Below are 24,223 nucleotides of genomic sequence, written 5' to 3'. Positions count from 1 at the left end.
GAGCCCCGATCCTGTCGGGTCAGGGCTCGGGGATGGGTAGTGAGTGCAGGCTCAGGCTAGGGCGCCGCGCAAGCGAAGCGCCAGAGCGCCGGCAACGTTTTACCGGCGCGTAATCTGGGGCGATCGCCGCCTCAGCCGCGGACGATGTCGGCGAGCTCTTCGGCGATGCGCTGCGCATCGTCCTGCGAGGCGGCCTCGACCATGACGCGCACCATCGGCTCGGTTCCCGAGGGGCGCAGCAGCACCCGCCCGCTGTCGCCGAGAGCCGCTTCGGCGACCTGCACACCGGCGAGGACGTCGGCGTCGGTCGCGCGGGAGCGCTCGACCCCGCGCACGTTGATCAGCACCTGGGGGAAGACGGTCATGACCGACGCCAACTCGGCCAGCGAACGCCCCGTCCGCGCCATCTCGGCGCACAGGTGCAGCCCGGTGAGCACACCGTCGCCGGTCGTGGCGTAGCGGCTCATGATGACGTGGCCGCTCTGCTCGCCGCCGAGGGAGAAGCCGCCCTCGTTCATCCGCTCGAGCACGTACCGGTCACCGACCGCGGTCTGCTCGACGGTGATGCCCTGGGCGGCCATCGCGCGGTGCAGGCCGAGGTTGCTCATGACGGTCGCCACCAGCGTGTCGTTCTTGAGGCGCCCGTCGCGCTTCATCGCGACCGCGAGGATCGCCATGATCTGGTCGCCGTCGATCACGCGCCCGTCGGCGTCGACCGCGAGGCACCGGTCGGCGTCGCCGTCGTGGGCGATGCCGACGTCGGCGCCCGTGCGCACGACCTCCGCCGACAGCTTCTCGAGGTGCGTCGACCCGTAGCCGTCGTTGATGTTGACGCCGTCGGGATCGGCACCGATGACCGTCACCTTCGCCCCGGCGTTGCGGAACGTCTCGGGCGAGACACCGGATGCCGCGCCGTGCGCGCAGTCGAGGACGACGTGCAGCCCGTCCAAGCGGTGCGGCAGGGACGCGAGCAGGTGGATCGCGTAGCGGTCCTCGGCATCCGAGAAGCGCACCACCCGCCCGACGTCGCCGCCGGTGGGACGCAGCTTCTCACCCGCCATCGCCTCTTCGATGCGTCGCTCGACCTCGTCGGGGAGCTTGACGCCGCCGCGGGCGAAGATCTTGATGCCGTTGTCGGGGGCAGGGTTGTGCGATGCCGAGATCATGACGCCGAAGTCGGCGTCGATGTCGCCGATCAGGTAGGCAGCCGCCGGCGTGGGCAGCGTTCCGGCGTCGAGGACGTCGACGCCCGACGAGGCGAGCCCCGCTTCGACGGCTGCCGACAGGAACTGACCGGACACGCGAGGGTCACGTGCGATGACAGCGGTGAGCCGCTTGCCCGCGGCCTTTCGCGCCTCGGCGATACGGCCCTGGCCCAGGACGACGGCAGTCGCCTGGGCCAGGGTGAGCGCGAGGTCGGCGGTGAGGGGGCCGTTGGCCAGGCCCCGCACACCGTCCGTCCCGAACAGCGCCATGAAGCTTTAGCGCTTCGAGTACTGCGGAGCCTTGCGGGCCTTCTTGAGACCGGCCTTCTTGCGCTCCTTGACGCGGGCGTCGCGCGAGAGGAAGCCGGCCTTCTTGAGGGTCGGGCGGTTGTTCTCGGCGTCGATCTCGTTCAGCGCGCGGGCGATGCCCAGGCGCAGCGCACCGGCCTGACCCGAGGGGCCGCCGCCGGAGATGCGGGCGATGACGTCGTACCCGCCGGCGAGGTCGAGCACCGTGAACGGGTCGTTGATGAGCTGCTGGTGCAGCTTGTTGGGGAAGTAGTCCTCGAGCGTGCGGCCGTTCACCGTGATGGTGCCGGAGCCGGGGATGAGGCGGACGCGCGCGATGGCCTGCTTGCGGCGGCCGACGGCGGCACCGGGAACCGACAGCACCGGGCGGGGCGCGGCAGCGGCCTCGACCGGAGCGCTCTCGGTGGTGTAGCTCTCCGCGTTGTCGAGGGTGTTCTCTTCGATGGAGTCAGCGATCTTCGCCATGAGTTGTCCTTATATCTCTCGGCGCGCTTACTGAGCGACCTGGCCGAAGGTGTACGGGGTGGGCTGCTGGGCCGCGTGCGGGTGCTCGGCGCCCACGTAGACCTTCAGCTTCGACAGCTGCTGGCGACCCAGGCTGTTCTTGGGGAGCATGCCGCGGATCGCCTTCTCGACGGCGCGGACCGGGTTCTTCTCGAGGAGCTCGGCGTACGAGGTGGCCGTGAGCCCGCCCGGGTAGCCCGAGTGGCGGTAGGCCATCTTCTTCTGGAGCTTCTGACCCGTGAGGGCGACCTTCTCGGCGTTGACGACGATGACGAAGTCACCGGTGTCCATGTGGTTCGCGAAGGTGGGCTTGTGCTTGCCGCGGAGGATGGCGGCGGCGTGCGAGGCGAGGCGTCCGAGAACGACGTCGGTCGCGTCGATGACGACCCACTCGCGGGTCACTTCACCGGCCTTGGGGGTGTAGGTGCGCGTCACAGTAGTGCTGCTTTCTTGATTCGAACGGAGAGGTTCGTGAATCCCGCTCCGGGGTGGTTCGCTGCGCGGGTACGAGATCCGCGGAGGGGAACACGCCAGTGGAGGGCTCACGTTCGTGGCGTCGGCCGCAGGCAGCACGAGCACCAAAGGGAAAGTCTACGCTACGCGGTCATCACCGCCAAACCCGTCGAGACGACGCGGTCAAGGCGACTCGATACGTGCCGTGAAAAAGGGCGACCGAGGAGCCGAAGGGATACTCCGGCTCCTCGGTCGCGGCGGCCGCACGCGGGGGGTCGGCGACCGCCAACCGGTCGTGTGGGGACACTACCGGGGGTTGGGGGGACAGGCTCTGCAGGCGAAGCTCACCGTTCCTGTGTTGTCGGTACCAGACTACCGGGATCAGGCCGTCTCCACCGCAGGCGGAGCCGGAGAAACGACCGTCTCGTCGAGGCCGGCGGCGAACTGCTTGATCCACGGCCGCAGCTCGGGCCCGAGGTCGTCGCGGTCGCAGGCGAGCTGCAGGATCGCCTTGATGTAGTCGACCCGGTCGCCGGTGTCGTAGCGGCGTCCGCTGAAGACGACACCGTACACGCCGGGCCCGTCCGAATCGGCCGCGAGTTCACGGAGGGCATCGGTGAGCTGGATCTCGCCGCCCTTGCCGGGCTCGGTGTGCGCGAGCACTCCGAACACCTCCGGACCCAGCACGTAGCGGCCGATGACAGCGAGGTTGGAGGGGGCATCCTCGCGGGCGGGCTTCTCGACGAGGTCGAGGATGCGGACCGAACCGTCGTCGCCGCGAGCCCCGACGGTGGCGACGCCGTAGAGATGGACCTGTTCGGGATCGACCTCCATGAGCGCGACGACGGCACCGCCGGTGCGCTCGTGGACCGCGAGCATGGTCGGAAGGAGCGGGTCGCGCTCATCGATGAGGTCGTCGCCGAGCATGACGACGAACGAGGAGTCGCCGACATACGAGGCCGCTCGCGACACGGCGTGCCCGAGCCCCCGCGGTTCGCCCTGGCGGGTGATGTGGATGTCGGCGAGCTGCGACGAGTGGGCGACCTTGCCGAGCTTGGCGGTGTCGCCCTTCGTCGTCAGCGCCGTCTCGAGCTCGGGGACCGAGTCGAAGTGGTTGGCGATGTTGTTCTTGTTGCGGCCGACGATGATGAGCACGTCGCGGATGCCGGCGGCCACCGCCTCTTCGACGACGTACTGGATGGCCGGCTTGTCGACGACGGGCAGCATCTCTTTGGGCATCGCCTTGGTGGCGGGAAGGAACCTCGTGCCGAGACCCGCAGCGGGGATGACGGCCTTGTAGCGAATGGACATGCGATCTCCTGCGGGGCGTGAAGGGGGGTCTGCTCCGAGGCGTCCGAGGACGCGCGCGTAGGGCGAGCATAGCGCCCGCAGAGGATCGCTCTGTGTCGGCCGGGCGACGGCCAGATGACGTGCCGACTCAGGCGGGGGCAGCGATCAGGGTCGCCGGCAGGGTCGACTCGAGCACGACGTCGCGCCCGTCCTGATAGAGGAGCGTTCGTCCCGCGAAGGGCCGCATGGGCATGACCGCGCGAGGCAGCTCACCGGCCGATGCGACGCGCACGTGGAGGTCTCCCCCGGCATCCGTGGAGATGTCGATCCGTGCCGCGCGCGCACCGGAGTGCTTGACCGCGTTGACGAGGGCCTCGTTGACGACTTCCGAGACGATGGGGGCGGCCTCGGCACCGTCCACGGCCGACGCCGCGGCGTCGTCGATGCGGGTCTCCAGCACCATGATCGGCTCCCACCCCGCCAGCATCCGCCGCAAGGCGCCCACCGTCTCGATCTCCGACGTCGGCACGGGCACGAGCACCTCGTCGAGCGCCCGGTCGGTCTCGACACGGAACTGGGCGATGTCATCGGCCGTCGGCGGATTCTCGTCGACGCGAGCGGCGAAGATCACGCAGCGCCCCTGCACGCGCCCGTGGAGGGTGGATGCCGCGTGCAGCAACGGAGCCTGCGCTCGCCGCACGCGGTCGGCGAAGTCACCCGCCGCACGGGCGAGCTCTCGGGTGGCATCGGCCTCGTCGGTGCGCGCCCAGCGATACGTGTCGATCGCGAGGGAGAGCACGATCGCCGCGAGCGGCATGGCGAACGCCGGGATGATCATCAGCGCCCCGGTCGCCGGGAGCAGGAGACGTCCCACGACGGCGGACGTCATTCCCGCCAACGTCCACACGAGGAGGAAGATCACGCCTCGGCCACGTCGGCTGTGATTCGGCACCGCGCGCAGCACGGCGCCGGCAGCCAGATCGAGCAGGAAGACGGCGACGCCGGCGATGACGACATCGGAGACGTCTCCCACCGTCAGCAGATACGGCGCAGCCATGAGCAGGTAGAGCGCCCCGACCCACAGCAGCGGCGTCGGCTGGAGCCGCTCGAGCCCGTGACGGTGCCGAGCGGCGCGAGACCGCGGCGCCCACAGCGCGGGAACCGGCGCACTGGCGGCGGCCATCTCCTCCAGGCGGTGGCTCGCGGCGCGCACGCGTTCGGAGAAGTCGCGCACGGCGTCGAAGTCGATCACCCGCGCCAGCATGGCGTCGCGCTCGGCACGAAGCTCCGCGACGAGGCCCCGGATGACCAGACGTGCGTCACGATCGTCGGTGACGACCTGCTCGGTTGCGGCATCCAAGCGGCCCAGAGCGTGGGCAAGACGGTCGGCGGTCGCACGGGTCTGCTGGTACTGGGTGGTGATGATCGCGACGAGGGTGAACAGACCGAAAGCCACGATGACATTGGTGCCGATGCGCGCCGCCCACACGCCGCCGGAGCGGCCGTTGTAGAGGAGGTGGATGAACGTCTCGTTGAGGATCGGACGCGCGGTCGCGACGAGCAGCAGCGTGACGGTGACCAGGAGCGCACGAGAGCGGTGATCGCGCATTCGCCGTTCGGCGGCAGCCACGGCGAGAACGGGAAGGGCGAGGACGACCCAGCTGAGCACAGCCGCGGCAATGCCTTGCACATAGCCGTCACGGGTGCCCTCGACGATGGCGACGAGCAGAAGCGCCGAAACGGGCAGCGACACGACCGCGCTCCAGCGCGTGAAGAAGCGGCCACTTCCGGCGGTGTCCCAGTACGCTGACACCACGTTGATCGCGCGCGGCTCCCGCCGGGCCATTAGCTCAACCCCACCATTCCTACCCCCAAGTAGTAGTCAGTGTAACCATTCGTCTACATGGAGGGGAGAGGGAATTCCTTATAATCCGCCCGTATTCTCGTCGCGACGGGGCGACCCGGTAGAAGGGAAGCCCGATGACGAAAGAGGCCGGTTCTCCCCCACTCGGTGGGCGTCTCGCGACGACCTGGCAGACGCGACTGACGGGGTGGGGTCGAAGTGCCCGGGCGTGGTTGTCAGCGTACGTGATCGCGCTCGCGCTGATCGCATTCTGGCCCGTTCCCGTCGACTCCGGGGCCGGGCCACTGCTGCGAGCGGTGACGCGGCTCTTCCCGCTGCTGACCTACGCGCGGATCGAGTTCGGCGCGAACATCCTGCTGTTCGTGCCGCTGGGTTTCCTTCTGACGCTGATTCTCGCGCGCGATCGGTGGCTGGTGATGCCGATCGCGTTCCTCACGACCGTCACGATCGAGACCGGCCAGGCCATCGCGCTGGCCGCGCGCACGCCGAGCGTGCTCGACATCGTCGCCAACACGGCGGGGGCCTGCCTCGGCATCGTGCTCGCCGTCTTCGCGGAGACGCTCGCCCGAGCGCGGACCGAACCTCCGACGACCTGAGCACCGGCCCAGCGCGGAGGGATGCGGTCGCCCTGCGCCAGCCCCCCGGCAGGGGCAGGGCGACCGCCTTCCATTGGTGACATCTGGGGTTCGTCACCGCATGGGGATGGGGCACGCCCATCATCGACCACCCGAGGCGGCTCATGGGGCTAGATGAGAGGAATCTCACCCATCGCGGTCTCGCGCTCGGCTCCCCCGTGCGCGAGATAGGCGCGCACGGCATCGACTCTGGCATTGCGTGCGGGGTCGGACCCCACGCCGAGCACGGCGTACGCCGCCCGCAGGTGCGCTTCGACCGAGCGGGGCGAAAGGGCGAGTCGCCGGGCGATCGCCGTGTTGCTGAGACCCTCGGCGACGAGGGAGAGCACCTCGCGCTGGCGGGCGCTGAGGCGGCACAGCGGGCTCTCGCGCCATTCGACGCTCTCCGCCCGGATGGCGGGATCGAGCACGCGGCGTCCGGCGGCGACCGACGTGAGGGCATACACGAGAGCCGGGGACGTGAGCGAGAGGTTCTTGGAGAGCACGGCCCAGCCGGCCGCGTCTTCCGCCGGCACGCGGCGCAGAAGATCCCGCGTCTCGGGCGCCGCCAGCACGACGATGCCGAGGCGGCTCGATCGGGCACGCAGAGCTTCGCCGAGCGGAACCCCGCCGCCGTCGGGAACGTGCGGGCCGATGAGGGCCACGTCGATCGCGCGTTCGGTCGCCTCGATCGCCGCGCGGGCCGAGTCGCACAGCGCGACGGCACGCATGCCCGGTTGCTGATCGATGAGACGCGCGAGCAGATCACGAAGGAGGGGTTGCCCCTCCACGACGAGCACGCGCACCGAGCGCGGCCGGTCGGTCACGCCCGGCTGGTGGCGTCGCCGCCGCGGTGCGTGGTGGTCGCGAGGTAGCGGGCGACGGAGATGTCGCGACCGGCGAGACCGGCGGCGCGGCCGGTGATGCGACTCCAGAGGCTGGGGGCGACCCGCACCATCGTGATGCCCTCGGCGCGCAGCTGGCGAGCCGTGGGCGGATCGAGGTAACGGCGCGAGGGCGCGGGCTGCCAGTGTGCGTTGACGTAGATCTCCACAATGCGAGCGTCGCCAGCTCGACTCATCGTCACTCCTCATTTTCCCCACGATGCGACCCGCCGACCGCAGGCCCGGCGCATCCGGCGAGGGAGGCGCAGCGCTGCAGAAAGTGCTCCGTTCCCAGAAACGGAAGGGTCGCGCCGGGCCCCAAGACCAGGCGCAGCATCATTGTGTCTCAGCGCGAAACAGCCCATCGACGGAAATCCGCGATTTCACGAGAGTTTTACGTGGAAGCACGTAGGGGCGCAGACGCCGGCGATCGCGCGGTCGGACTGGGAGCGTTCCCGCGACGACGCTTTGACACGGCCGCGACCGCTGGCTGTGCCGCGAGGGGCGGAGTTGACTCGACGCATGAGCGCGTACCCAGCGGCGGGGATCGCGGCGCCCGCGCGGCGCGGCACCGTGGCGGTGTTCCTGGGCGTCACCTTCGCCGTCACCTGGGGACTGTGGCTGCCGCTTCTCGTCGACGCGCGCACCGCGCCGTCGGGCACGCTCGACGCCGTACCGGCCACGTTCTTCATCGCGTCGGTGGGACCGGCGGTCGGAGCGGTGGCGGCGACCTGGTTCGCGGCGGGGCCGGCGGCCGTGGCGCGGTGGGCGCGACGCATCCTGCGCCTGCGGTTCGGCGGGTTCTGGTGGTTCGCCGCGCTGGGGATGCCGGCGCTGTACTACCTGATCGGCTTCTTCACCGCTGCGTTCGCCGCGGGCGGCTGGCCCGACCCGGCCGCCTTCGGCACCACGGCAAAGCTGCCGGGCCTGCCCTGGCCTCTGGTCGCACTGGTGTGGGCGGCGACGTTCGGCCTGGGCGAGGAGGCCGGGTGGCGCGGATGGCTGCTTCCCGCGCTCGCGGAGCGCGTCACGGTGTTCTGGGCATCGGTGCTGGTCGCCGTGGTCTGGATCGTCTGGCACGCTCCGGCGTTCTTCTTCAACCCGACGTATCAGGCGATGGGCGCCGGCATCGTCGGCTGGATGCTGGCTCTGGTGCTCGGATCGTTCGTCCTGTCGTGGATGACGGCCGGCGCACGGTGGAGCATCGTTCCCGTGGTGCTGTGGCACGCCGGCTTCGATCTGCTGACCGCGGCGGATCAGTCTGCGGGGGTGATCGCGTCGACGATCAGCGCGGTCGTCATGGTGCAGGGGGCGGTGTGTGCGGTGCTGCTGTGGCGGAGGCGGATGCCGCGGCATCCCCGGCACTTTCCGCACTCAGCGGCAGAGTGAGCTTCAGTCGGGCGCCGGTGCGCGAGCGCCCGCCGTGGAGCGTTTCGAGCACGAGCTCTCCGCCGAGCACCTGCGCTCGTCGCCGAAGGCGCGCCAGCCCCGACAGCGCCGGTGTCGCCGGCGGCGCGGAGCCGTTGTTGCCGACCACGATGAGCAGGATGCCGCCGCTCTCGCGCGCCGAGATGACGACGTGGTCGGCCGAGCCGTGGCGTAGCGCGTTGGAGAGGGCGTCCTCGATGACCCGCACCACCAGAACGCGTGCTTCGTGCGAGAGGCGGCTCTCGAAAGCCGAGAAGACGGCGTCGTCGGGCGCCGTGACGGCCACCGACGGCGGCAGGCGCACGACGAGCGCGCGCACGGCCGGTGCGAGCCCGCGCTCGAGGTCGACGGGGTAGAGCCGTCCGCTGAGCGCGCGCAGTTCTTTCTCGCGCAGCCGTTGGAGTTGGTCGGCGACCGCGTGCAGCTCGCCGGCCACTCCGGCATCGGCGTGCGCGGTCGACAGCGCCAGATGCCGCAGCCGCGCCTCCATGACGACGAAGGTGCCCTGCACGCTGCCGTGGATCGTCTCGGCGAGCTCGTAGCGCAGGCGCAGTTCCTCCTCCTGCAGTTCGGCGACCAGGCCTGCGGCGCGTGCCTGCGCGATCGACTGCTCCCGCTCGGCGTGGCGGATGCGGCGGGCGACGTCCACCTGCACGAGTCCGAGACCGACCGCGCATGCCGCCGCCACCGCGGCGCTGACGTACTCGCCGATGCTGGTCGGCGCGACGGCATCCGGCGCGAGAATCGCCGCGAGAACCGCTCGAGCGGCTGCGAGCGTGAGGGCCGCTCCGACCGCGATCGCGACGACCGACAGGCACCGGGCGAGGTAGCCGTAGCGCTCGGGCCTGAGCAGGTGCACGGCCGACAGCATGACGACCGGTGCGACCACGGCCGCGCCCACCGTGGCCCACACCCCGACACCGCCGCCGTGGACGGCGGGGCATCCGCTGAGCAGGCAGCCCTGCAGGCTGGTGTAGATCGTGACAGCGAGGGTGGCCGCCGCCGTCGCGACCAGGACGATCCGATGGTCGGTCACGGCATCTGCACGCACGTCGCGCGAGGGGCCCGACCGGGTCATCCCGCCGAGGTCCAGGGCGACGTCGTGTGCTGCAGGTAGCTGCGCACCGCCTCGACACGCGGGTTGCGCTCACGACTGGCCGGAATGCCGAGCAGGCCGTAGGCCGCGTTGAGGTGCGCGTCGACGGAGCGGGGCGAGATGCCCAACCGGTCGGCGATCGCCGCGTTGGTCAAGCCCTCGGCGACGAGGGCGACCACTTCGCGCTGGCGTCGGCTGAGCCGGGTGAGCGGGCTGTTGCGGCGGATCTCGCGTTGAGCGCGGATCGCGGGATCGAGCACGGTGCGCCCGGCGGCGACGGCGCGGATGGCGTAGACGAGCGCGGATGCCGACAGCGAGGAGTTCTTGGAGAGAAAGCCCCACCCGGCGGCCTCGCTGCCCGGAACCTCCAGGAGGGTGCTGATCGAGTCGGACGCGGAGAGCACGAGGATGCCGAGACCGGGGCGGCGAAGCCGCAGCTCGCGGCCCAGCCGGATGCCGTCGCCATCGGGCAGGCGCAGGTCGATGAGGGCGACATCGAGAGTGCGGACGTCGGTGTTGCGGGCGCTCTGCGCCGAGGAGGCGACGGCGGAGACGCGCAGGCCGTTCTGATCGGCCAACAGCACGGCGAGCATCTCGCGGAAGAGCGGTTGATCCTCGACGACCATGACGTCGAGGATGCGGAGCTGCCCCGTCACGATCGCGGGATCACGTGGAGGCGGAGCGATCGGGGGCACGGGCGTGACATGTGCATTCTCCTGTCGAGTGGCCCCCGCCGACGACCATTTTCACGCACTCGTGCGGCTCGCCGTCGAAAATGACGAAGAAGACGGCGAGTTCGCGCACGGCAGCGCAGAACGCGTCGGTGATTCCACCTACAACTGCCGCCGCTGCGCTCGGAGCCGAGCGAAGCCCTCTGCTAGAACCGTCGAGGGGGATGCACACCGTGGCGAGCACGGAAGAGGACCCATGAGTATGGCGAGGAGGAGAACGGGATCGACGGCGCGCGGACGCGGCCGCCTCTCGCGCCGCGCCTGCGATGACGGGCCGCTCGTGCTGTCGGCCCTGAACGAGATCGTCGGCGAAGCGGTGATCGTGACCGATGAGCGCGGCATCCCCCTACGCCTGAACGGCCCGGCACGCGACGCGTTCGCACGGGCCGGGCTGCCCGAGACCCTGAGCGCCGGCGCGGAGTACCGCGACCTGCGCCTCTTCCACGCCGACCGGACCACGCCGATCGCGGTGGGGCCGCAGCTCCTGCACCACGTGGCGTCGACGGGCAACGCGATTCCGTATACGACGTGGGTGGGCGAAGGGGCCGAGCAGCGCGCGATGTCGATCACCGCCCGCCCGTTCCGAGATCAGCGCGGCGCCCGGCGGGGCGCGGTGATCGTGGCGCGCGATATGACGACGGTGTTCGAGGCGTCGCGGATCCGTGACGACTTCCTGCGCGATGCGGCGCACCGCCTGCGCGGTCACCTGACGACGGTGGCCGGCTATGCCGAGCTGCTCGAATCGCACTCCCCGGCTGGTGAGATCGGCGGGCGGCTGAGTCGGGCGACGGAACAGCTGGTCGACGTGGTGGACGATCTGTTCCGCACGGCTCGTGAGGACGTCGCGCGGTCGATACCCGCCACCGAGGTGTCGGCGGCCCTCTCGGACGTATGCGCCGTGTTCCTGGGCGTTGCAGGGGCCCGAGGGGTGACGCTGCAGGTGATCGATGAGGGCTGCGGCAGCGTGCGGTTCGAGCAGACGCAGCTGCGTCAGGTGCTCGCCGACCTGTTGTCGTATGCGATCGGCCATTGCCGTACGGCGGGCCGGATCGTGGTGCGAGCACATCGCGATCATCACCGCACGACGGTGTCGGTGGCCGACGACGGGCGGCACACGACGGACGAGGAGCGACGGCGACAGCTGGCGCACCTCATGGGCGCTGCCGGTCACCGCACGGCGACGCGAGATCCGGCGTTCGCGCCGCGCCATGCCGTGCGGGCGAATCAGGCAACGCTGTCGGTGCGGCCCGACCACCCGGTCGGCACGATCGCGAGTCTGGTGATGATCGCCGTCTGAGTCAGCGTGCGTGCAGCAGGGTCACGCCGCGCGCGGCGAGTGCGCGTGCGGTCGGGTCGGCTTCGGCGACGTCGGCGATGATCGCGGTGACGGCGTCGAGAGCGAGCACCTCGTACCGAGAGGCGGTGCCGATCTTCTCGTCGCTGCCGAGCACATAGGTGTCGGCGGCGCGGGCGGCGAGCGCGCGTTTCATGGCAGCTTCGTCGGCATCGCCGGTGGTGAGTCCGGCGGTGGGATGGATGCCGGTGACGCCCACGAAGAAGAGGTCGGCGCTGATGCGGCTGGCCGCTTCGACGGCGGCGGCTCCGCAGGCCACGGCGGAGTGCTTGAACAGCTGGCCGCCGATGAGGAAGACGTCGACGACGTGGTCGAGGAGGGCGGCGGCGATGGTGGGGCTGTGGGTGATGACCGTGCCGGGCTGGGTGCGCGGGAGCGCGTCGACGAGGGCGAGGCTGGTCGTGCCGCCGTCGAGGATGACGGTGGCGCCGGGTTCGATGAGGGATGCCGCGACGGCGGCGACGCGGCGCTTGCTGTCGGGGGCGACGGCGGTGCGGGAGGCGTAGTCGACGACGGCGGGCGAGGCGGGCAGGGCGCCGCCGTAGACGCGCACGGCGAGGCCGGCGGCATCGAGGTCGCGCAGATCGCGACGAATGCTGTCTTCGGAGAGGCCGAGTTCGGCGGCGATCTCTTTCGCGACGATGCGCCCATCGCGGCGGAGGCGGTCGAGCAGGAGGTCTTTGCGGGCAGCGGCGAGCATTCACGTTCTTTCTTGTTTTTGCACGTTGTGTCTTAGTGTAGCCGACATGAGTACGTCGTTGATGATCTTGATCGCCGGCCCCTACGCGTCCGGCACCGATGGTGACCCCGCGCTGATGGCGAAGAACCTGAAACGGCTCGAGACGGCGGCGTGGCCGCTGTTTCGAGCCGGTCATCTGCCGATGATCGGCGAATGGGTGGCGCTGCCGGTGCTCGACAGCGCGGGGGCGACGGGCCCGACCGACCCGCTGGCCGCGGAGGTGATGTACCCGACGGCGGAGCGCCTGCTCCAGCGCTGCGATGCGGTGCTGCGCCTGCCGGGAGCGTCGCGCGGTGCGGATCAGGACGTCGCGATCGCCGAGGCGCGCGGCCTGCCGGTGTACTACGCACTCGAGGACGTTCCGGGCGTGACGGCGTCGACCCTGTCGGAGGGCGCCGCACCGCTGTCGTGACGCCGCCGCGCCGCGGTTCTAACGACCGCGCGCCGGTGCACGGCATGCCGGACGGCCAGCGTGCGGATCAGAACGGCGGTGCGGTGTCGGTGGGTACCGGCGGTGGCGCAGGACTCATGACGAACGCGACCGGCGGCACGGGTGCGTCTTCGCGGTAGAGGCGGCCGGTCGGAGATGTCCATTCCAGAACGCCGCCGGGATGTTGTCGCACCCTCCACGCGGTGAACTGCTTCATCGAATGGTGCCGCTGGCACAGGTGGGCCAGGTTCCACAGCGCGGTGGGTCCACCCCGGGCATGGTCGATGGTGTGGTCGATCTCGCAGCGGATGGCCGCGCGGCGGCATCCGGGAAAACGGCAGTGCTGGTCGCGGGCGCGCAGGAATCGCCGCTGCGGTACGGCGGTGCGGTACCGGTCGACCGCGATGACGGTGCCGTCGACGGGATCCGTGAGCACGCGCGCGAGCGAGTGGGTCTCGGCAGCGAGGCACCGCGCGGTGGCGGCGTCGATGGGTGCGCGCCCGACCAGGTCGACGGGTCCCTCGTCGGCGCCGAGGAGGGTGAGGGCGGGCACGATGACCTGCACCTGGGCGCGGATCGCACCGAGCGTTCCCGGCCCGTCGCCGTACGCGGTCGGATCGAGCGCCGGCGCGCCCGTCAGCAGCAGGTCGCTGAGCACGTCGGCACGCACCTGATCGGTGGTGCGCGGGTCGTCGTCGGGAGTGCGCGCATCGATGATGACCGTCGCCTGCTGCGTGAGGCGGTCCATGACCCCTTCCGCGATGACGGTCGGAACCGTCGCGATGAGGTCGGACATGCCCTGGGCGCCCGGCACCACACGCACCCGTCGGCCGCGGCTCGCCTCCGCGTGCCGTTCGGTGAACGAGCGCTCGGCGCAGCGTTCGGCGAGGATCTCGACCGCGGAACGCACCCGGTTGGGGGTGTCGGCGGCGCACAGCCGAATCGCCTCCGCCTCGAACGGGGCCTTGCGATCGGCAGGCACGCACGCCCCGGCATCCAGGATCACGCGCACGTGGGCGCGGGTGAGGCGCCCGGCCTCCCACGCCTCAAGGGTGGCAGGGTAGCTCTCGACGAGTTCGCGCGCCTCTCCGATGCGCTGCTGCACCGTGCGGTCGGTCACCCGCATGACACCGCCGAGCTCGGCGGCGATCGAACGCAGGGCCATGTCGTGCACGCGCACCGAGCCCCGCTGGGTGGCGGCCTGACGCTCGGCGAGTTGGCCGGCCCGCGCGAGCAGCCGCACCTCAGCCACCTGGGCCGCCGAGACCTCTGCCAGCACCGTCTCGGTCTCGGCGACCAGAGTCGCGAGCACGGACAGCTGGTCGCTGTCTTCGCTCATCGGCGTGGTCTCTTCCATGCCTCAAGGGTAGCGACACCCTCGGACATTTGTTCGAATGATGAGAATGACATCGACGCCACCGATGTCGCGTCATGAACCGACGCGCGCGACATCTCTCTGTGTGAACGGGGCGCCCGAGGAGGCGCTCGCGCGCGCCACCGCACGATCCGTCAGGGAGAGAATGAACACCGCACTCGCCGCATCCGCCGCCACCGCACCCGCAGAGACGCCGCTGACCGTCGTCCTGCTCATCGTCGCCCTCACCGCTGTGGCAGCCGCAACCGGCGCGGCCGTCGCCATTCGGTCGCGTCTGCGGCGTCGGCTGGAAGATGCCGAGCGCGCTCACCGGGCGGAGCTCGCCGCTCACGAGGCGTCCGCGGCGGCCGTCCGTGCGCGTCTCCAGCAGCAGGAGGCGATGAGCGTGAACGCGCTCGAGGCGGAGCGCATCCTCCGCGGCGAGCAGGTCGATGCGCTGCTGGCTCAGCTCAGCCACGGGATGAAGTGGGAGCAGACATCGCGGGAGTTCATCCGCCGCGAGACGGCGGCGCTTCAGGTGGATGGGGTGCTGCTAACGAACCTCTTTCTCCTCACCGCCGACGAAGGAGGTGCGCCGTTCGTCACGCAGATCGATCATCTGCTCGTGACGGCGCAGACGATCGTGGTCGTCGAGGCGAAGCACTGGCGGGGTGTGGTCTTCGACGATGTCGATCCGGCGACGCTTCATCCCGCGCTCGCGCCGGTCTCGGCATCGCTGAAGCTTCCCTCCTCGTTCGCGATTCACCTGCGCAGCGGCAGGAACACGCCGCTGAGCGTCGATCTGCGCCCGTCTCCGCGCGCGCAGGCTCGCGCGCAGGCTGCGCACCTGTCGCGGATATTGAAGGCGGAACACGATCAGGTGTCGTGGATTCAGACCGCCGTGCTGTACAGCCACCCCGAGGTGCGACTGTTCAGTGGCACGCGCCCCGCGGGCGACTCACGCGGCCACGTGCAGACGCCCGCGCTCGACAGCACGTCGTTTCGCGCCTTTCTGCGCGGAGCGTTGGGGCGCTCGACCGATACCCCGAACGACGTCCGGTCGATCGCGCGGTCTCTCGAGCCGCATGCGGCCGATGTTGTTGGCCTGGGTGAGATGAGTGGCGAGTGGCCCGACTTCTTCCGCACCGCCGTCTCCCCCGGGGCGACGCGTCAGCCGTTGCAGGCCCAGCCGTCTCCGTCGCCGTCGAGCTTGTAGATGTCGCGGCCGACGACGCGGGCGACGCCGTCGAAGTAGGCGGGACCGTTGCCCTTTCCGCCCGCGCAGTCGACGTCGCTGGCGATGGGCACGCAGGCGTCGGCATAGTTCGGGTCGCAGCCTCCGGGCGCGGCGACGGGCGGAGGAGCGGCCGGCTCGACATACGTGCCGACGGAGGTCACCTCGGTGACGGGCGGCACGGTGACGGTGTCGGAGACGAGTTCACGCTTCGTCTCCTTTCCGTCGGTGAGGGTGACGCGGTAGGTGCGCGTGCGCTCACCGTTCTGTCCCGCGGTCGTGACCGCGCTCTGTCCCTGCGCCATCGTGGAGTCGTCCACCGACGTGCGCTCGAACGGTACGGCTTCGGTGACGGCCTCGTCGCGGGTGGTGACGACCGGCGTGTGGGTCGGCGTGGGCGTGCGGGTGGGGGTGGATGCCGCTGCCGTGCCGGTCGCCGCGACGAACGCGACCGGAGCGTTCTGCTCCGCCGCGGAGCGCGCGGCGAGCGTGGCCGCGTTGACCGCTCCCCCGACGAGCGCGATGCCCAGCACCGCCGCAGCGCCGACGATGATGCTCGTGCGGCGCGAGAGCCCCCGCCGTGGACCCTTCGGCGTCGCCGCCGTCGACACCGCGGTGTCTGCGGATGCCGCGGCCCCGGTCTTCTCGGCGACGTGCGCGGTCCACGCCGCCCCGTCCCACCACCGGACCGTGTCCGCCTTGTTCGGGTCGGGATACCACCCCGGTTGCGCGTTCGCCATCGACTCTCCCCAGCTCGATCAGAACGTACTCCCACCCGCGTGATCACGGCAATGGGAGCGGTACCGTGAAAAATCGAGAGTCCTCTCAGGGTGCCTCAGCACCCAGGTAGCTCTGCAGTTCCCCAGATGGTGAGAATCCGGCTTCCGTGATCTTTGTGAGGTCGAGGGTGCTGTTGGTGGGGCGGGGTGCGATGGGTGCGGTGGCGCCGGCGAAGTAGTCGTCGGTGGTGACGCCGGTGATGCGGTCGGGGTCGTGTCCGGTGAGGGCGAAGACCTGTTTGGCGATGTCGGCCCAGGTTTGGGGTTCGCCGTTGCTGGTGAGGTTGTAGGTGCCGTAGGGGGCGCCGGTGTCCAGGAGGTGGTGGATGCCGGCGGCGATGTCGGTGGTGAAGGTGAGGCGTCCGGTTTGGTCGTTGACGACGTTGGGGTTGATGCCGCGTTGGGCGAGGGTGGCCATGGTGCGCACGAAGTTGTTGCCGTCGCCGATGACCCAGCTGGTGCGGATGATGTAATGCTTCGGGACGGTGGCGATGATCTGGTCGCCGGCGGCTTTGGTTTGCCCGTAGACGCCGAGGGGTGAGAGCGGGTCATCCTCGGTGTAGGGGGTGTTCTTGGTGCCGTCGAAGACGTAGTCGCTGGAGACGTGCACGAGGGTGATGTTGTTGGTGGTCGCGATGCGGGCAAGGTGGGTGATGGCGGTGACGTTCGCGGCCCATGCGTCGCGGCGTCCTTCGTCGGTTTCGGCGGCATCGACCTTGGTGTGCGCGGCGGCGTTGATGATGACGCTGTAGTCCCGCCAGCGGCGTGCGCTCTCCAGGTCGGGGGCGGTGATGTCCAGGGAGCTCCGGTCGGTGTACTCCACGTGCGCGGCGTCACCGTACTGGGCGCGGAGGGCTTTGCCGAGCTGCCCGTTCGCGCCGATGATGAGGATCTTCTTCGGAGGGATCGGTGTCACCTGTGCGAGGCGGGGGTGGTTCTTGTCCTTCTCACTGATCTCCACCTGGTCCAGGGGGATGGGCCAGTCGATTCCGGCGGTTTCGTCGGCGAGGTTGAGGAAGGAGTACTCCGCGGTCGGTGACCAGTGATCGTTGACGAGGTACGTGTACGCGGTGTCCGCTTCGAGGGTTTGGTAAGAGTTGCCGACGCCGCGGGGAACGAAGATCGCTTTCGACGGGTCCAGCTCGGTCGTGTACACCGCACCGAAGGTGGGGCCTTCGCGCAGGTCCACCCAGGCGCCGAAGATGCGCCCGGTCGCGACGGAGACCCACTTGTCCCAGGGTTCGGCGTGGATGCCGCGGGTGGTGCCGACGGCGTCGTTGAAGGAGATGTTGTTCTGCACCGGCCCGAAATCGGGTAGGCCCAGTGCGGTCATCTTCTCCCGCTGCCAGTTCTCCTTGAACCAGCCCCGCGCATCCCCATGCACCGGCAGATCGAACACCACCAGGCCCGGGATCGGGGTGTCGGTGACCGTGAGCTGCTTCCCGTACTCGGTCACCGCGTCACTGCCCCTTGCTGGCGTAGAACGCTTCGACGCCATCCTTCGCCAGCGCCCACCAGGATTCGTTCCGCTGATACCAGTCGATCGTCGCGGCAAGACCCGCCTCGAAATCCCGGTACTGCGGAGCCCAACCCAGCTCGGTGCGCAGCTTCGTCGAATCGATCGCATACCTGAGGTCATGGCCGGCACGGTCGGTCACATGATCGTACGCATCCGCAGGCTGACCCATCAGAGTGAGGATCAACTCAACAACGGTCTTGTTGTCCTTCTCCCCATCCGCACCAATCAGATACGTCTCCCCGATGACACCCTTCTCCAAAATCGTAAGCACCGCACTGGAGTGATCATCGGCGTGGATCCAATCCCGCACGTTCTCCCCCGCCCCGTACAGCTTCGGACGAATCCCACGAATCACGTTCGTGATCTGACGCGGAATGAACTTCTCCACATGCTGATACGGACCGTAATTGTTCGAACAGTTCGAAATCGTCGCCTGCACCCCGAACGAACGCACCCACGCGCGCACCAGAAGATCCGAACCCGCCTTCGTCGACGAATACGGCGACGACGGGTTGTAGGGGGTGTTCTCCGTGAACCGTTCCGGATCATCCAACTCCAGATCCCCGTACACCTCATCGGTCGAGATGTGATGCAACCTTCTCCCGTGCTTCCGCGCCGCCTCCAGCAACGTGTACGTGCCGATGATGTTCGTATCCAAGAACGGACGCGGATCACTCAGACTGTTGTCGTTATGCGACTCCGCCGCATAATGCACCACCGCATCCACCCCCGCGAACAAGCCATCCACCAACTCCGCATCGGCGATATCACCCTCCACGAAAGAGAACCGGTCCGCCGGCAACCCCTCCAGGGAGGCCAGGTTGCCCGCGTAGGTCAGCTTGTCCAGCACAGTGACGTGGTCGTCGGTGTGAGAGAGGACGTGGTGAACGAAGTTCGAACCGATGAAACCGGCACCACCGGTCACCAGGAGTTTGCGTGCCATCAACGGCCTCTCTTCAACTGTTCCAACAGGTACGTCCCGTACCCCGACTTCACCAACCCCGCCGCACGCGCCTCAAGCTCCGCATCCGACAAGAACCCCTGCCGCCACGCAACCTCCTCCGGCACACCGATCTTCATGCCCGTGCGCCGCTCCATCGTCCGCACATACTCACCCGCATCGAGCATCTGATCAAACGTCCCCGTATCCAACCAGGCAGTCCCCCGCGGCAACACCTCCACCTGGAGCTTCCCCTCCTCCAGGTACGCCCGGTTCACATCCGTGATCTCATACTCACCACGCGGGCTGGGCTGCAGGTTCCGCGCGATCTCCACCACATCGTTGTCGTAGAAGTAGAGACCGGGAACCGCATAGTTCGACTTCGGAACCGCCGGCTTCTCCTCCAACGACACCGCACGACCCGCCTCATCGAACTCGACGACACCGTATGCCTCCGGCTCCGCGACCCAGTACGCGAACACCGCCCCACCATCCACATCCGCGAAGCGTTGCAACTGCGACCCCACCCCCGGCCCGTAGAGAAGGTTGTCACCCAGCACGAGCGCCACCTTGTCGGAGCCGATGTGATCCGCACCCAACGTGAACGCCTGCGCCAACCCATCCGGCGACGCCTGCACCTGATACGTGAGGCTGATCCCGAACTGCGACCCATCACCCAACAACCGCACAAAATGCTCCGCATCATGCGGCGTCGTGATCACCAAAATGTCCCGAATGCCCGCCAACATCAACGTCGACAACGGGTAATACACCATCGGCTTGTCATACACCGGAACCAGCTGCTTCGACACACCTTTGGTAATAGGCCAAAGACGAGAGCCCGAGCCACCAGCGAGAACTATTCCGCGCACGTTTCTCCTCTTTCGGGGTGAGGTCGAGAGTTTCAATCAGGACGGAGAGCAGCGCAGCATCACTAAGGCCGCCCCATCCCGTAGTACGCCCACCCTGCAGCGCGCCACGCGGCCGCATCGAGCCCGTTGCGCCCGTCGACGACGACGCGGCCGTCCGTGAGCGACGACGCGTGCTCGGGAGGCAGCTGACGACGGTATTCATCCCATTCGGTGACGAGCACGAGAGCGTCCGCGTCACGGATGGCCTCGTCACGGTCTTCGACGTAGGTGAGCTGGGGGTGGATGCGGCGTGCGTTCTCGATCGCCGCCGGGTCGGTGACTGTGACGTTCGCTCCGAGTCCGTGCAGACGCACGGCGACGTCGAGAGCGGGTGAGTCGCGGATGTCGTCGGAGTGCGGCTTGAACGCCGCGCCGAGCACCGTCACCTTCTTCTCATAGACCGAGCCGCCGAGGCCGTCGACCACAAGCTGCACGGCGCGGTCGCGGCGGCGCAGGTTGATCTCGTCGACCTGACGCAGAAACGCGACGGACTCACCGCGCCCGAGCTCCTCCGCACGGGCGGAGAACGCGCGGATGTCCTTCGGCAGACACCCGCCACCGAAACCGATGCCGGCACCGAGGAAGCGCCGGCCGATGCGCGCGTCGTGGCCGATCGCGTCGGCGAGCTGGGTCACGTCGGCGCCGGTGACCTCGGCGATCTCTGCCATGGCGTTGATGAAGCTGATCTTGGTCGCGAGAAAGGCGTTCGCCGACACCTTGACCAGTTCGGCGGTCGCGTAGTCGGTGACGATGAACGGCGTGCCCTTGGCGACGGAGGGGTGGTAGACCTCACGCAGGACGGATGCCGCGATCTCGCCCTCTTCGCCGGCCGGCACGCCCGCGACGAGGCGGTCGGGGTCGACGGTGTCCTGTACGGCATAGCCCTCGCGGAGGAACTCGGGGTTCCACACGAGCGTGGCGCCCGTCTCCGACACCCGGGGAGCAAGGCTTGCCGCGGTGCCGACAGGGACGGTCGACTTTCCCGCGACGATGTCGCCGGGCGCCAGGTACGGCAGCAGCCCGTCGAACGCCCCGTTGACGTACGTGAGGTCGGCGGCGTAGTTGTCCTTCTGCTGCGGAGTTCCCACACCGACGAAGTGGACCTTCGCGCCCACGGCCTCAGCCATATCGGTCGTGAAGCGGAGATTGCCTGCCGCGACGCCGGCCGTGAGGATCTCCTGCAGTCCTGGTTCGAAGAACGGCGCCTCACCCTTGGAAAGCGCATCGATCTTGCGCTGGTCGACGTCGATGCCGACGACCTCATGACCGATCGACGCCATCGCCGCAGCATGCACCGCGCCGAGGTAACCACAACCGATGACGGACAGCTTCATAGGAGCTCCAAGTTGGGGGGACGGTGCGCGAGCGGAGGTGAACACGCAAGACTGTTCCTATCAGAGATGCGTATCCGGCTTGTAAACCGGCGGACGTAAGAGAGGTGACGTGACGTTCCTACCGGCCGACACCTATCGCCTCATCGAGGAGTCGATGCCGATCGCCTGCGTCGACTTCGTCCTAGTGCGTGAACGCAACGGACATCGAGAGCTCGGCCTGATCCTCCGCGACTCACCTCATGGCCGGGTGTGGTGCCACCTCGGAGGTCGCATTCAGCGCGGGGAGACGATCGCCGGCGCCATCCGCAGACACAGCCGCGAGACGATCGGCATCGAGCCGACTCTTCCGCTGAATCCGCAGCCGGACTATGTCTACGAGTGGTTCCCGCCCGATCTGACGCCGACCGACCGAACGGTGTCAGGCGACGACCCACGCAAGCACGCGATCGGTCTCTCCTTCGTCCTCGACGTGGAGGGGGCGCCGCGAGCACGCAATGAGGGTCTCGACTTCGACTACTTCGCGCCAGGCGCACTGCCCGCAAACCTCTGGCCCGGATGCCGGGAGTTGTTCGCGCTCCTGAAGCTTGCGCCGCTTCCCAATTGATCTTTACCGGGATTGGGCGTAGTTTCATCGCTTGGACGTAGTTGTCCCACCATTCCGGGGGGAATGGTTGTGTGAGCACTCTGGGGGGATGATGCTCGAGCGTGTCAAGAAGCGCATCAACGCGCTGATCTGGGGAATCGAGAGCGTGAACTGCGCCGAGTGCGGTTCCCGTGTGTCGCCTGCGAAGGCTATCTGGAGCGGACGCGATGCGTACTGCTCGATAGCTCACGAGTTCCGCGACCGCGACTTTGTGGGATGGGCGGCGGTGGCTTCGGAGGTACAAGACCGTACGTCCTCTATCCGCAGCGCACCTGCGCCCGCGTATCGTCAGGCGGCGTAATCGCCGTTCCACCAGTCGGCGATGTGGGACATCGCTTCTGCTGCGTGGACGTGGCGTGGGTCGAGGCGGAACCGCTCGAAGCTGCCCTGATCCACGAAGGTCGCATCTTCGACGATCACTCGCCCTTTTCGCGCGTCGAGCGAGAGTTCCACGCGCCACTCGACCACGCCGGGCAGTGAGGCCAGCGATCGCAAACCTTCGATCGCCTCCTCCACCCGGTCGTGGCTGACATCGTCGTGCACACGGAAGAGCACGATATGACGGAACAGCGCGCTACTCGCGGATGCTGTCGACATGGTCGCGATACCAGGCGACGGTGCGCTCCATCCCCTCTTCGAGCGTGATCTTCGCCGTCCATCCCGCCTCGGCGAGTTTGGAGACATCGAGCAGCTTCTGCGGAGTGCCGTCGGGCTTCGACGTGTCCCATGCGGTCTCGCCCGTGAAGCCCGTGACCCCGGCGATCGTCTCGGCGATCTCGCGGATCGTGACGTCGGAGCCCGTGCCGACGTTCACCTGATCGGGCCCGTCGTAATGCTCGAGCAGGTGCAGGCATGCGTCGGCCATGTCATCGGCGTGCAGAAACTCCCGCCGGGGAGTTCCCGTTCCCCAGTTGGTCACCGATGGCGCACCCGCCTTCGCCGCATCGTCATAGCGACGGATGAGCGCCGGTAGCACATGCGAGCCCTTCGGCGAGAAGTTGTCGTTCGGCCCGTAGAGGTTCGTCGGCATCGCACTGATCCACGGCAGGCCGTACTGGCGCCGCACGGCCTGCGTCTGCAGGATGCCGGCGATCTTGGCGATCGCGTAGGCGTCGTTCGTGGGCTCCAGGTGCCCGGTGAGCAGGGAGTCCTCGCGGATCGGCTGCTCGGCGAACTTCGGGTAGATGCACGACGACCCGAGGAACAGAACGCGCTCGACGTCGTTCGCGAGTGCAGCGTCCAAGACGTTGACCTGGATGCGCATGTTGTCGCTCAAGAAGTCCACCGGGTACGTGGAGTTGGCGAGGATGCCGCCCACCTTTGCCGCTGCCAGGACGACGTACTTGGGTTTGGCTTCTCCCATGTAGGAGAAGACGGCGTCACGATCCTTCAGGTCGAGCTCAGCCGACGTCTTGCCGACGATGTTCTCGAAGCCGGCCGACTCGAGCCTGCGCACGATCGCCGACCCGACGAGTCCGCGGTGACCGGCGACGTAGAACGTCGCGTCGCGGTCCAACTCACCCGGCGTGTACTCCACGCCGTCAACAGCCGTCGTCACAGGGTCCCCCACGACGCCAGCTTGACGGTGTCGATCCAGTCGGCGCCCTTTTCCAGTGCTTCCACGTCGGCGTCAACCATGAGCTTGGCCAGTTCCTTCCCGTCGATCGTGGGAACCCAGCCGAGCTTGTCCGCGGCCTTGGCCGGGTCGCCGATGAGCGCGTCGACCTCGGTCGGGCGCAGGTAGCGCTCGTCGAACTTCACGAACTCCTGCCAGTCAAGGCCCACGTGTCCGAACGCCGTCTCGAGGAAGTCCTTGATCGTGTAGCCGACACCCGTCGCCAGCACGAAGTCTTCCGGTTCGTCGGCCTGCAGCATGCGCCACATGCCTTCGACGTATTCGGCGGCGTAGCCCCAGTCACGAATCGACTCGAGGTTGCCGAGGTAGATGTCCTTCTGCACGCCGGCCTTGATGCGGGCAACGGCGCGCGTGATCTTGCGGGTCACGAACGTCTCACCGCGGCGGGGTGACTCGTGGTTGAAGAGGATGCCGTTCACCGCGAACATGTCGTATGCCTCGCGGTAGTTCTTGGTGATCCAGTACGAGTAGAGCTTCGCGACCCCGTACGGCGAGCGCGGGTAGAAAGGCGTCTCCTCGTTCTGAGGCGGAGGAGTCGCACCGTAGAGCTCAGAGGTCGACGCCTGGTAGAAGCGGGTCGTGATACCGGAGAGTCGAACCGCCTCGAGCAGCCGGATCGTGCCCGTGCCGGTGGTGTCAGCCGTGTGCTCGGGCTCGTCGAACGAGACCCTCACGTGTGACTGCGCGGCAAGGTTGTATACCTCGTCAGGGTTGATCTCCGACATCAGGGTGACCATGCGCGCCCCGTCGGAAAGATCGCCGTAGTGAAGGAAGAGTTTCGCCTCGGAGTCGTGCGGGTCGACATAGAGATGGTCGATACGGTGCGTGTTGAAGGTGGATGCTCGGCGGATGAGGCCGTGCACCTCGTAGCCCTTTGAGAGCAGCAGCTCCGCAAGATAGGAGCCGTCCTGGCCCGTGATGCCGGTGATGAGTGCGCGCTTGGTCAAGAGATTCTGCCTATCTTGATCGTCG

Annotated in this window: 25 protein-coding genes; 6 read left to right on the top strand and 19 right to left on the bottom strand. The window is 68.5% G+C overall.

Translation table 11 applies throughout. The features are described 5' to 3' along the window. Positions 1 to 131: 131 nt before the first annotated feature. The 5 genes from glmM to CEP17_RS12460 form a co-directional block, all read right to left on the bottom strand. Positions 132 to 1,475 (bottom strand): phosphoglucosamine mutase, encoded by a 1,344-nt coding sequence (gene glmM, locus CEP17_RS12480; protein ID WP_112932455.1) that lies wholly within the window; start codon positions 1,473 to 1,475, stop codon positions 132 to 134. A gap of 6 nt (positions 1,476 to 1,481) precedes the next feature. Next, positions 1,482 to 1,979 (bottom strand): 30S ribosomal protein S9, encoded by a 498-nt coding sequence (gene rpsI / locus CEP17_RS12475; RefSeq protein ID WP_005050408.1) that lies wholly within the window; start codon positions 1,977 to 1,979, stop codon positions 1,482 to 1,484. A gap of 27 nt (positions 1,980 to 2,006) precedes the next feature. After that, positions 2,007 to 2,453: a 50S ribosomal protein L13 gene (rplM, locus tag CEP17_RS12470; RefSeq protein WP_005050409.1), complete on the bottom strand. Its 447-nt coding sequence runs from the start codon at positions 2,451 to 2,453 to the stop codon at positions 2,007 to 2,009. A gap of 399 nt (positions 2,454 to 2,852) precedes the next feature. After that, complete coding sequence (locus CEP17_RS12465; protein ID WP_112932454.1) at positions 2,853 to 3,782, bottom strand: UTP--glucose-1-phosphate uridylyltransferase; 930 nt, start codon at positions 3,780 to 3,782, stop codon at positions 2,853 to 2,855. Between the two features lie 127 nt (positions 3,783 to 3,909). Beyond that, on the bottom strand, positions 3,910 to 5,607 hold the full coding sequence (locus tag CEP17_RS12460) for an ATPase (RefSeq protein WP_112932453.1): 1,698 nt from the start codon (positions 5,605 to 5,607) through the stop codon (positions 3,910 to 3,912). Between the two features lie 134 nt (positions 5,608 to 5,741). Between CEP17_RS12460 and CEP17_RS12455 the strand changes: the two genes are divergently transcribed. Beyond that, complete coding sequence (locus CEP17_RS12455; RefSeq protein ID WP_239498531.1) at positions 5,742 to 6,221, top strand: VanZ family protein; 480 nt, start codon at positions 5,742 to 5,744, stop codon at positions 6,219 to 6,221. Between the two features lie 149 nt (positions 6,222 to 6,370). On the opposite strand, the gene CEP17_RS12450 is transcribed toward CEP17_RS12455, so the two are convergent. Both CEP17_RS12450 and CEP17_RS12445 read right to left on the bottom strand, forming a co-directional pair. Further along, a complete protein-coding gene (locus CEP17_RS12450; RefSeq protein ID WP_036318294.1) occupies positions 6,371 to 7,066 on the bottom strand; it encodes a response regulator transcription factor in 696 nt (231 codons plus the stop codon). Then, positions 7,063 to 7,320, bottom strand: coding sequence for a hypothetical protein (locus CEP17_RS12445; RefSeq protein WP_112932452.1), 258 nt, complete (start codon positions 7,318 to 7,320; stop codon positions 7,063 to 7,065). The genes CEP17_RS12450 and CEP17_RS12445 overlap by 4 nt, the downstream gene beginning before the upstream one ends. 325 nt (positions 7,321 to 7,645) lie before the next feature. Between CEP17_RS12445 and CEP17_RS12440 the strand changes: the two genes are divergently transcribed. Further along, positions 7,646 to 8,512, top strand: a complete 867-nt coding sequence (locus CEP17_RS12440; protein ID WP_112932451.1) for a CPBP family intramembrane glutamic endopeptidase — start codon at positions 7,646 to 7,648, stop codon at positions 8,510 to 8,512. Here CEP17_RS12440 and CEP17_RS12435 read toward each other — a convergent pair. Together CEP17_RS12435 and CEP17_RS12430 are read right to left on the bottom strand one after the other, a co-directional pair. Beyond that, positions 8,421 to 9,629: an ATP-binding protein gene (locus CEP17_RS12435; RefSeq protein WP_112932450.1), complete on the bottom strand. Its 1,209-nt coding sequence runs from the start codon at positions 9,627 to 9,629 to the stop codon at positions 8,421 to 8,423. The genes CEP17_RS12440 and CEP17_RS12435 overlap by 92 nt on opposite strands. Beyond that, the gene (locus CEP17_RS12430) at positions 9,626 to 10,303 is read right to left on the bottom strand and encodes a response regulator transcription factor (RefSeq protein WP_204359830.1); all 678 of its coding nucleotides are present in this window, start codon (positions 10,301 to 10,303) and stop codon (positions 9,626 to 9,628) included. The genes CEP17_RS12435 and CEP17_RS12430 overlap by 4 nt, the downstream gene beginning before the upstream one ends. A gap of 271 nt (positions 10,304 to 10,574) precedes the next feature. On the opposite strand from CEP17_RS12430, the gene CEP17_RS12425 reads away from it, so the two are divergent. After that, on the top strand, positions 10,575 to 11,675 hold the full coding sequence (locus tag CEP17_RS12425) for a HAMP domain-containing sensor histidine kinase (RefSeq protein WP_239498530.1): 1,101 nt from the start codon (positions 10,575 to 10,577) through the stop codon (positions 11,673 to 11,675). Position 11,676: 1 nt separating this feature from the next. Here the strand turns inward: CEP17_RS12425 and CEP17_RS12420 are convergent, their stop codons facing one another. Then, positions 11,677 to 12,432: a DeoR/GlpR family DNA-binding transcription regulator gene (locus CEP17_RS12420; protein ID WP_112932447.1), complete on the bottom strand. Its 756-nt coding sequence runs from the start codon at positions 12,430 to 12,432 to the stop codon at positions 11,677 to 11,679. 46 nt (positions 12,433 to 12,478) lie between these two features. Here CEP17_RS12420 and CEP17_RS12415 point away from each other — a divergent pair, with 46 nt between their 5' ends. After that, complete coding sequence (locus CEP17_RS12415) at positions 12,479 to 12,883, top strand: DUF4406 domain-containing protein (RefSeq protein WP_239498529.1); 405 nt, start codon at positions 12,479 to 12,481, stop codon at positions 12,881 to 12,883. A 67-nt stretch (positions 12,884 to 12,950) separates the two neighbouring features. Here CEP17_RS12415 and CEP17_RS12410 read toward each other — a convergent pair whose 3' ends face one another. Next, entirely contained in the window at positions 12,951 to 14,258 is a 1,308-nt protein-coding gene (locus CEP17_RS12410; protein WP_112932445.1) for an HNH endonuclease signature motif containing protein, read from the bottom strand. A gap of 163 nt (positions 14,259 to 14,421) precedes the next feature. On the opposite strand from CEP17_RS12410, the gene CEP17_RS12405 reads away from it, so the two are divergent. Further along, on the top strand, positions 14,422 to 15,471 hold the full coding sequence (locus tag CEP17_RS12405) for a nuclease-related domain-containing protein (RefSeq protein WP_162722452.1): 1,050 nt from the start codon (positions 14,422 to 14,424) through the stop codon (positions 15,469 to 15,471). Here the strand turns inward: CEP17_RS12405 and CEP17_RS15290 are convergent. From CEP17_RS15290 to CEP17_RS12375, 5 genes are all read right to left on the bottom strand, one after another. Beyond that, positions 15,426 to 16,229 carry a G5 domain-containing protein gene (locus CEP17_RS15290; RefSeq protein ID WP_239498528.1) on the bottom strand — a complete coding sequence of 268 codons (804 nt, stop codon included), beginning with the start codon at positions 16,227 to 16,229 and terminating at the stop codon, positions 15,426 to 15,428. The genes CEP17_RS12405 and CEP17_RS15290 overlap by 46 nt on opposite strands. Before the next feature lie 85 nt (positions 16,230 to 16,314). Beyond that, positions 16,315 to 17,766 (bottom strand): bifunctional dTDP-4-dehydrorhamnose 3,5-epimerase family protein/NAD(P)-dependent oxidoreductase, encoded by a 1,452-nt coding sequence (locus CEP17_RS12390; RefSeq protein WP_112932443.1) that lies wholly within the window; start codon positions 17,764 to 17,766, stop codon positions 16,315 to 16,317. Further along, the gene (gene rfbB / locus CEP17_RS12385; protein ID WP_112932442.1) at positions 17,729 to 18,730 is read right to left on the bottom strand and encodes a dTDP-glucose 4,6-dehydratase; all 1,002 of its coding nucleotides are present in this window, start codon (positions 18,728 to 18,730) and stop codon (positions 17,729 to 17,731) included. The genes CEP17_RS12390 and rfbB overlap by 38 nt, the downstream gene beginning before the upstream one ends. Next, positions 18,730 to 19,599, bottom strand: a complete 870-nt coding sequence (rfbA, locus tag CEP17_RS12380; protein WP_112932441.1) for a glucose-1-phosphate thymidylyltransferase RfbA — start codon at positions 19,597 to 19,599, stop codon at positions 18,730 to 18,732. The genes rfbB and rfbA overlap by 1 nt, the downstream gene beginning before the upstream one ends. A 62-nt stretch (positions 19,600 to 19,661) precedes the next feature. Beyond that, complete coding sequence (locus CEP17_RS12375) at positions 19,662 to 20,972, bottom strand: UDP-glucose/GDP-mannose dehydrogenase family protein (RefSeq protein WP_112932440.1); 1,311 nt, start codon at positions 20,970 to 20,972, stop codon at positions 19,662 to 19,664. A gap of 109 nt (positions 20,973 to 21,081) precedes the next feature. Between CEP17_RS12375 and CEP17_RS12370 the strand changes: the two genes are divergently transcribed. Further along, entirely contained in the window at positions 21,082 to 21,576 is a 495-nt protein-coding gene (locus CEP17_RS12370; RefSeq protein WP_112932439.1) for a DUF4916 domain-containing protein, read from the top strand. 327 nt (positions 21,577 to 21,903) lie between these two features. Here CEP17_RS12370 and CEP17_RS12365 read toward each other — a convergent pair whose 3' ends face one another. Genes CEP17_RS12365 through gmd form a run of 3 tightly spaced genes read right to left on the bottom strand, consistent with a single transcriptional unit; the run spans position 21,904 to position 24,198 of the window. Next, the gene (locus CEP17_RS12365) at positions 21,904 to 22,170 is read right to left on the bottom strand and encodes a Dabb family protein (RefSeq protein ID WP_239498527.1); all 267 of its coding nucleotides are present in this window, start codon (positions 22,168 to 22,170) and stop codon (positions 21,904 to 21,906) included. Positions 22,171 to 22,189: 19 nt separating this feature from the next. Continuing rightward, positions 22,190 to 23,173: a GDP-L-fucose synthase gene (locus tag CEP17_RS12360; RefSeq protein WP_239498526.1), complete on the bottom strand. Its 984-nt coding sequence runs from the start codon at positions 23,171 to 23,173 to the stop codon at positions 22,190 to 22,192. Further along, positions 23,170 to 24,198: a GDP-mannose 4,6-dehydratase gene (gmd, locus tag CEP17_RS12355; RefSeq protein WP_112932436.1), complete on the bottom strand. Its 1,029-nt coding sequence runs from the start codon at positions 24,196 to 24,198 to the stop codon at positions 23,170 to 23,172. The genes CEP17_RS12360 and gmd overlap by 4 nt, the downstream gene beginning before the upstream one ends. Between the last annotated feature and the right edge of the window lie 25 nt (positions 24,199 to 24,223).

This window comes from Microbacterium sp. PM5 (assembly GCF_003293595.1).
Lineage (GTDB): Bacteria > Actinomycetota > Actinomycetes > Actinomycetales > Microbacteriaceae > Microbacterium.
This window is presented reverse-complemented; position numbering and strand designations above follow the sequence as displayed.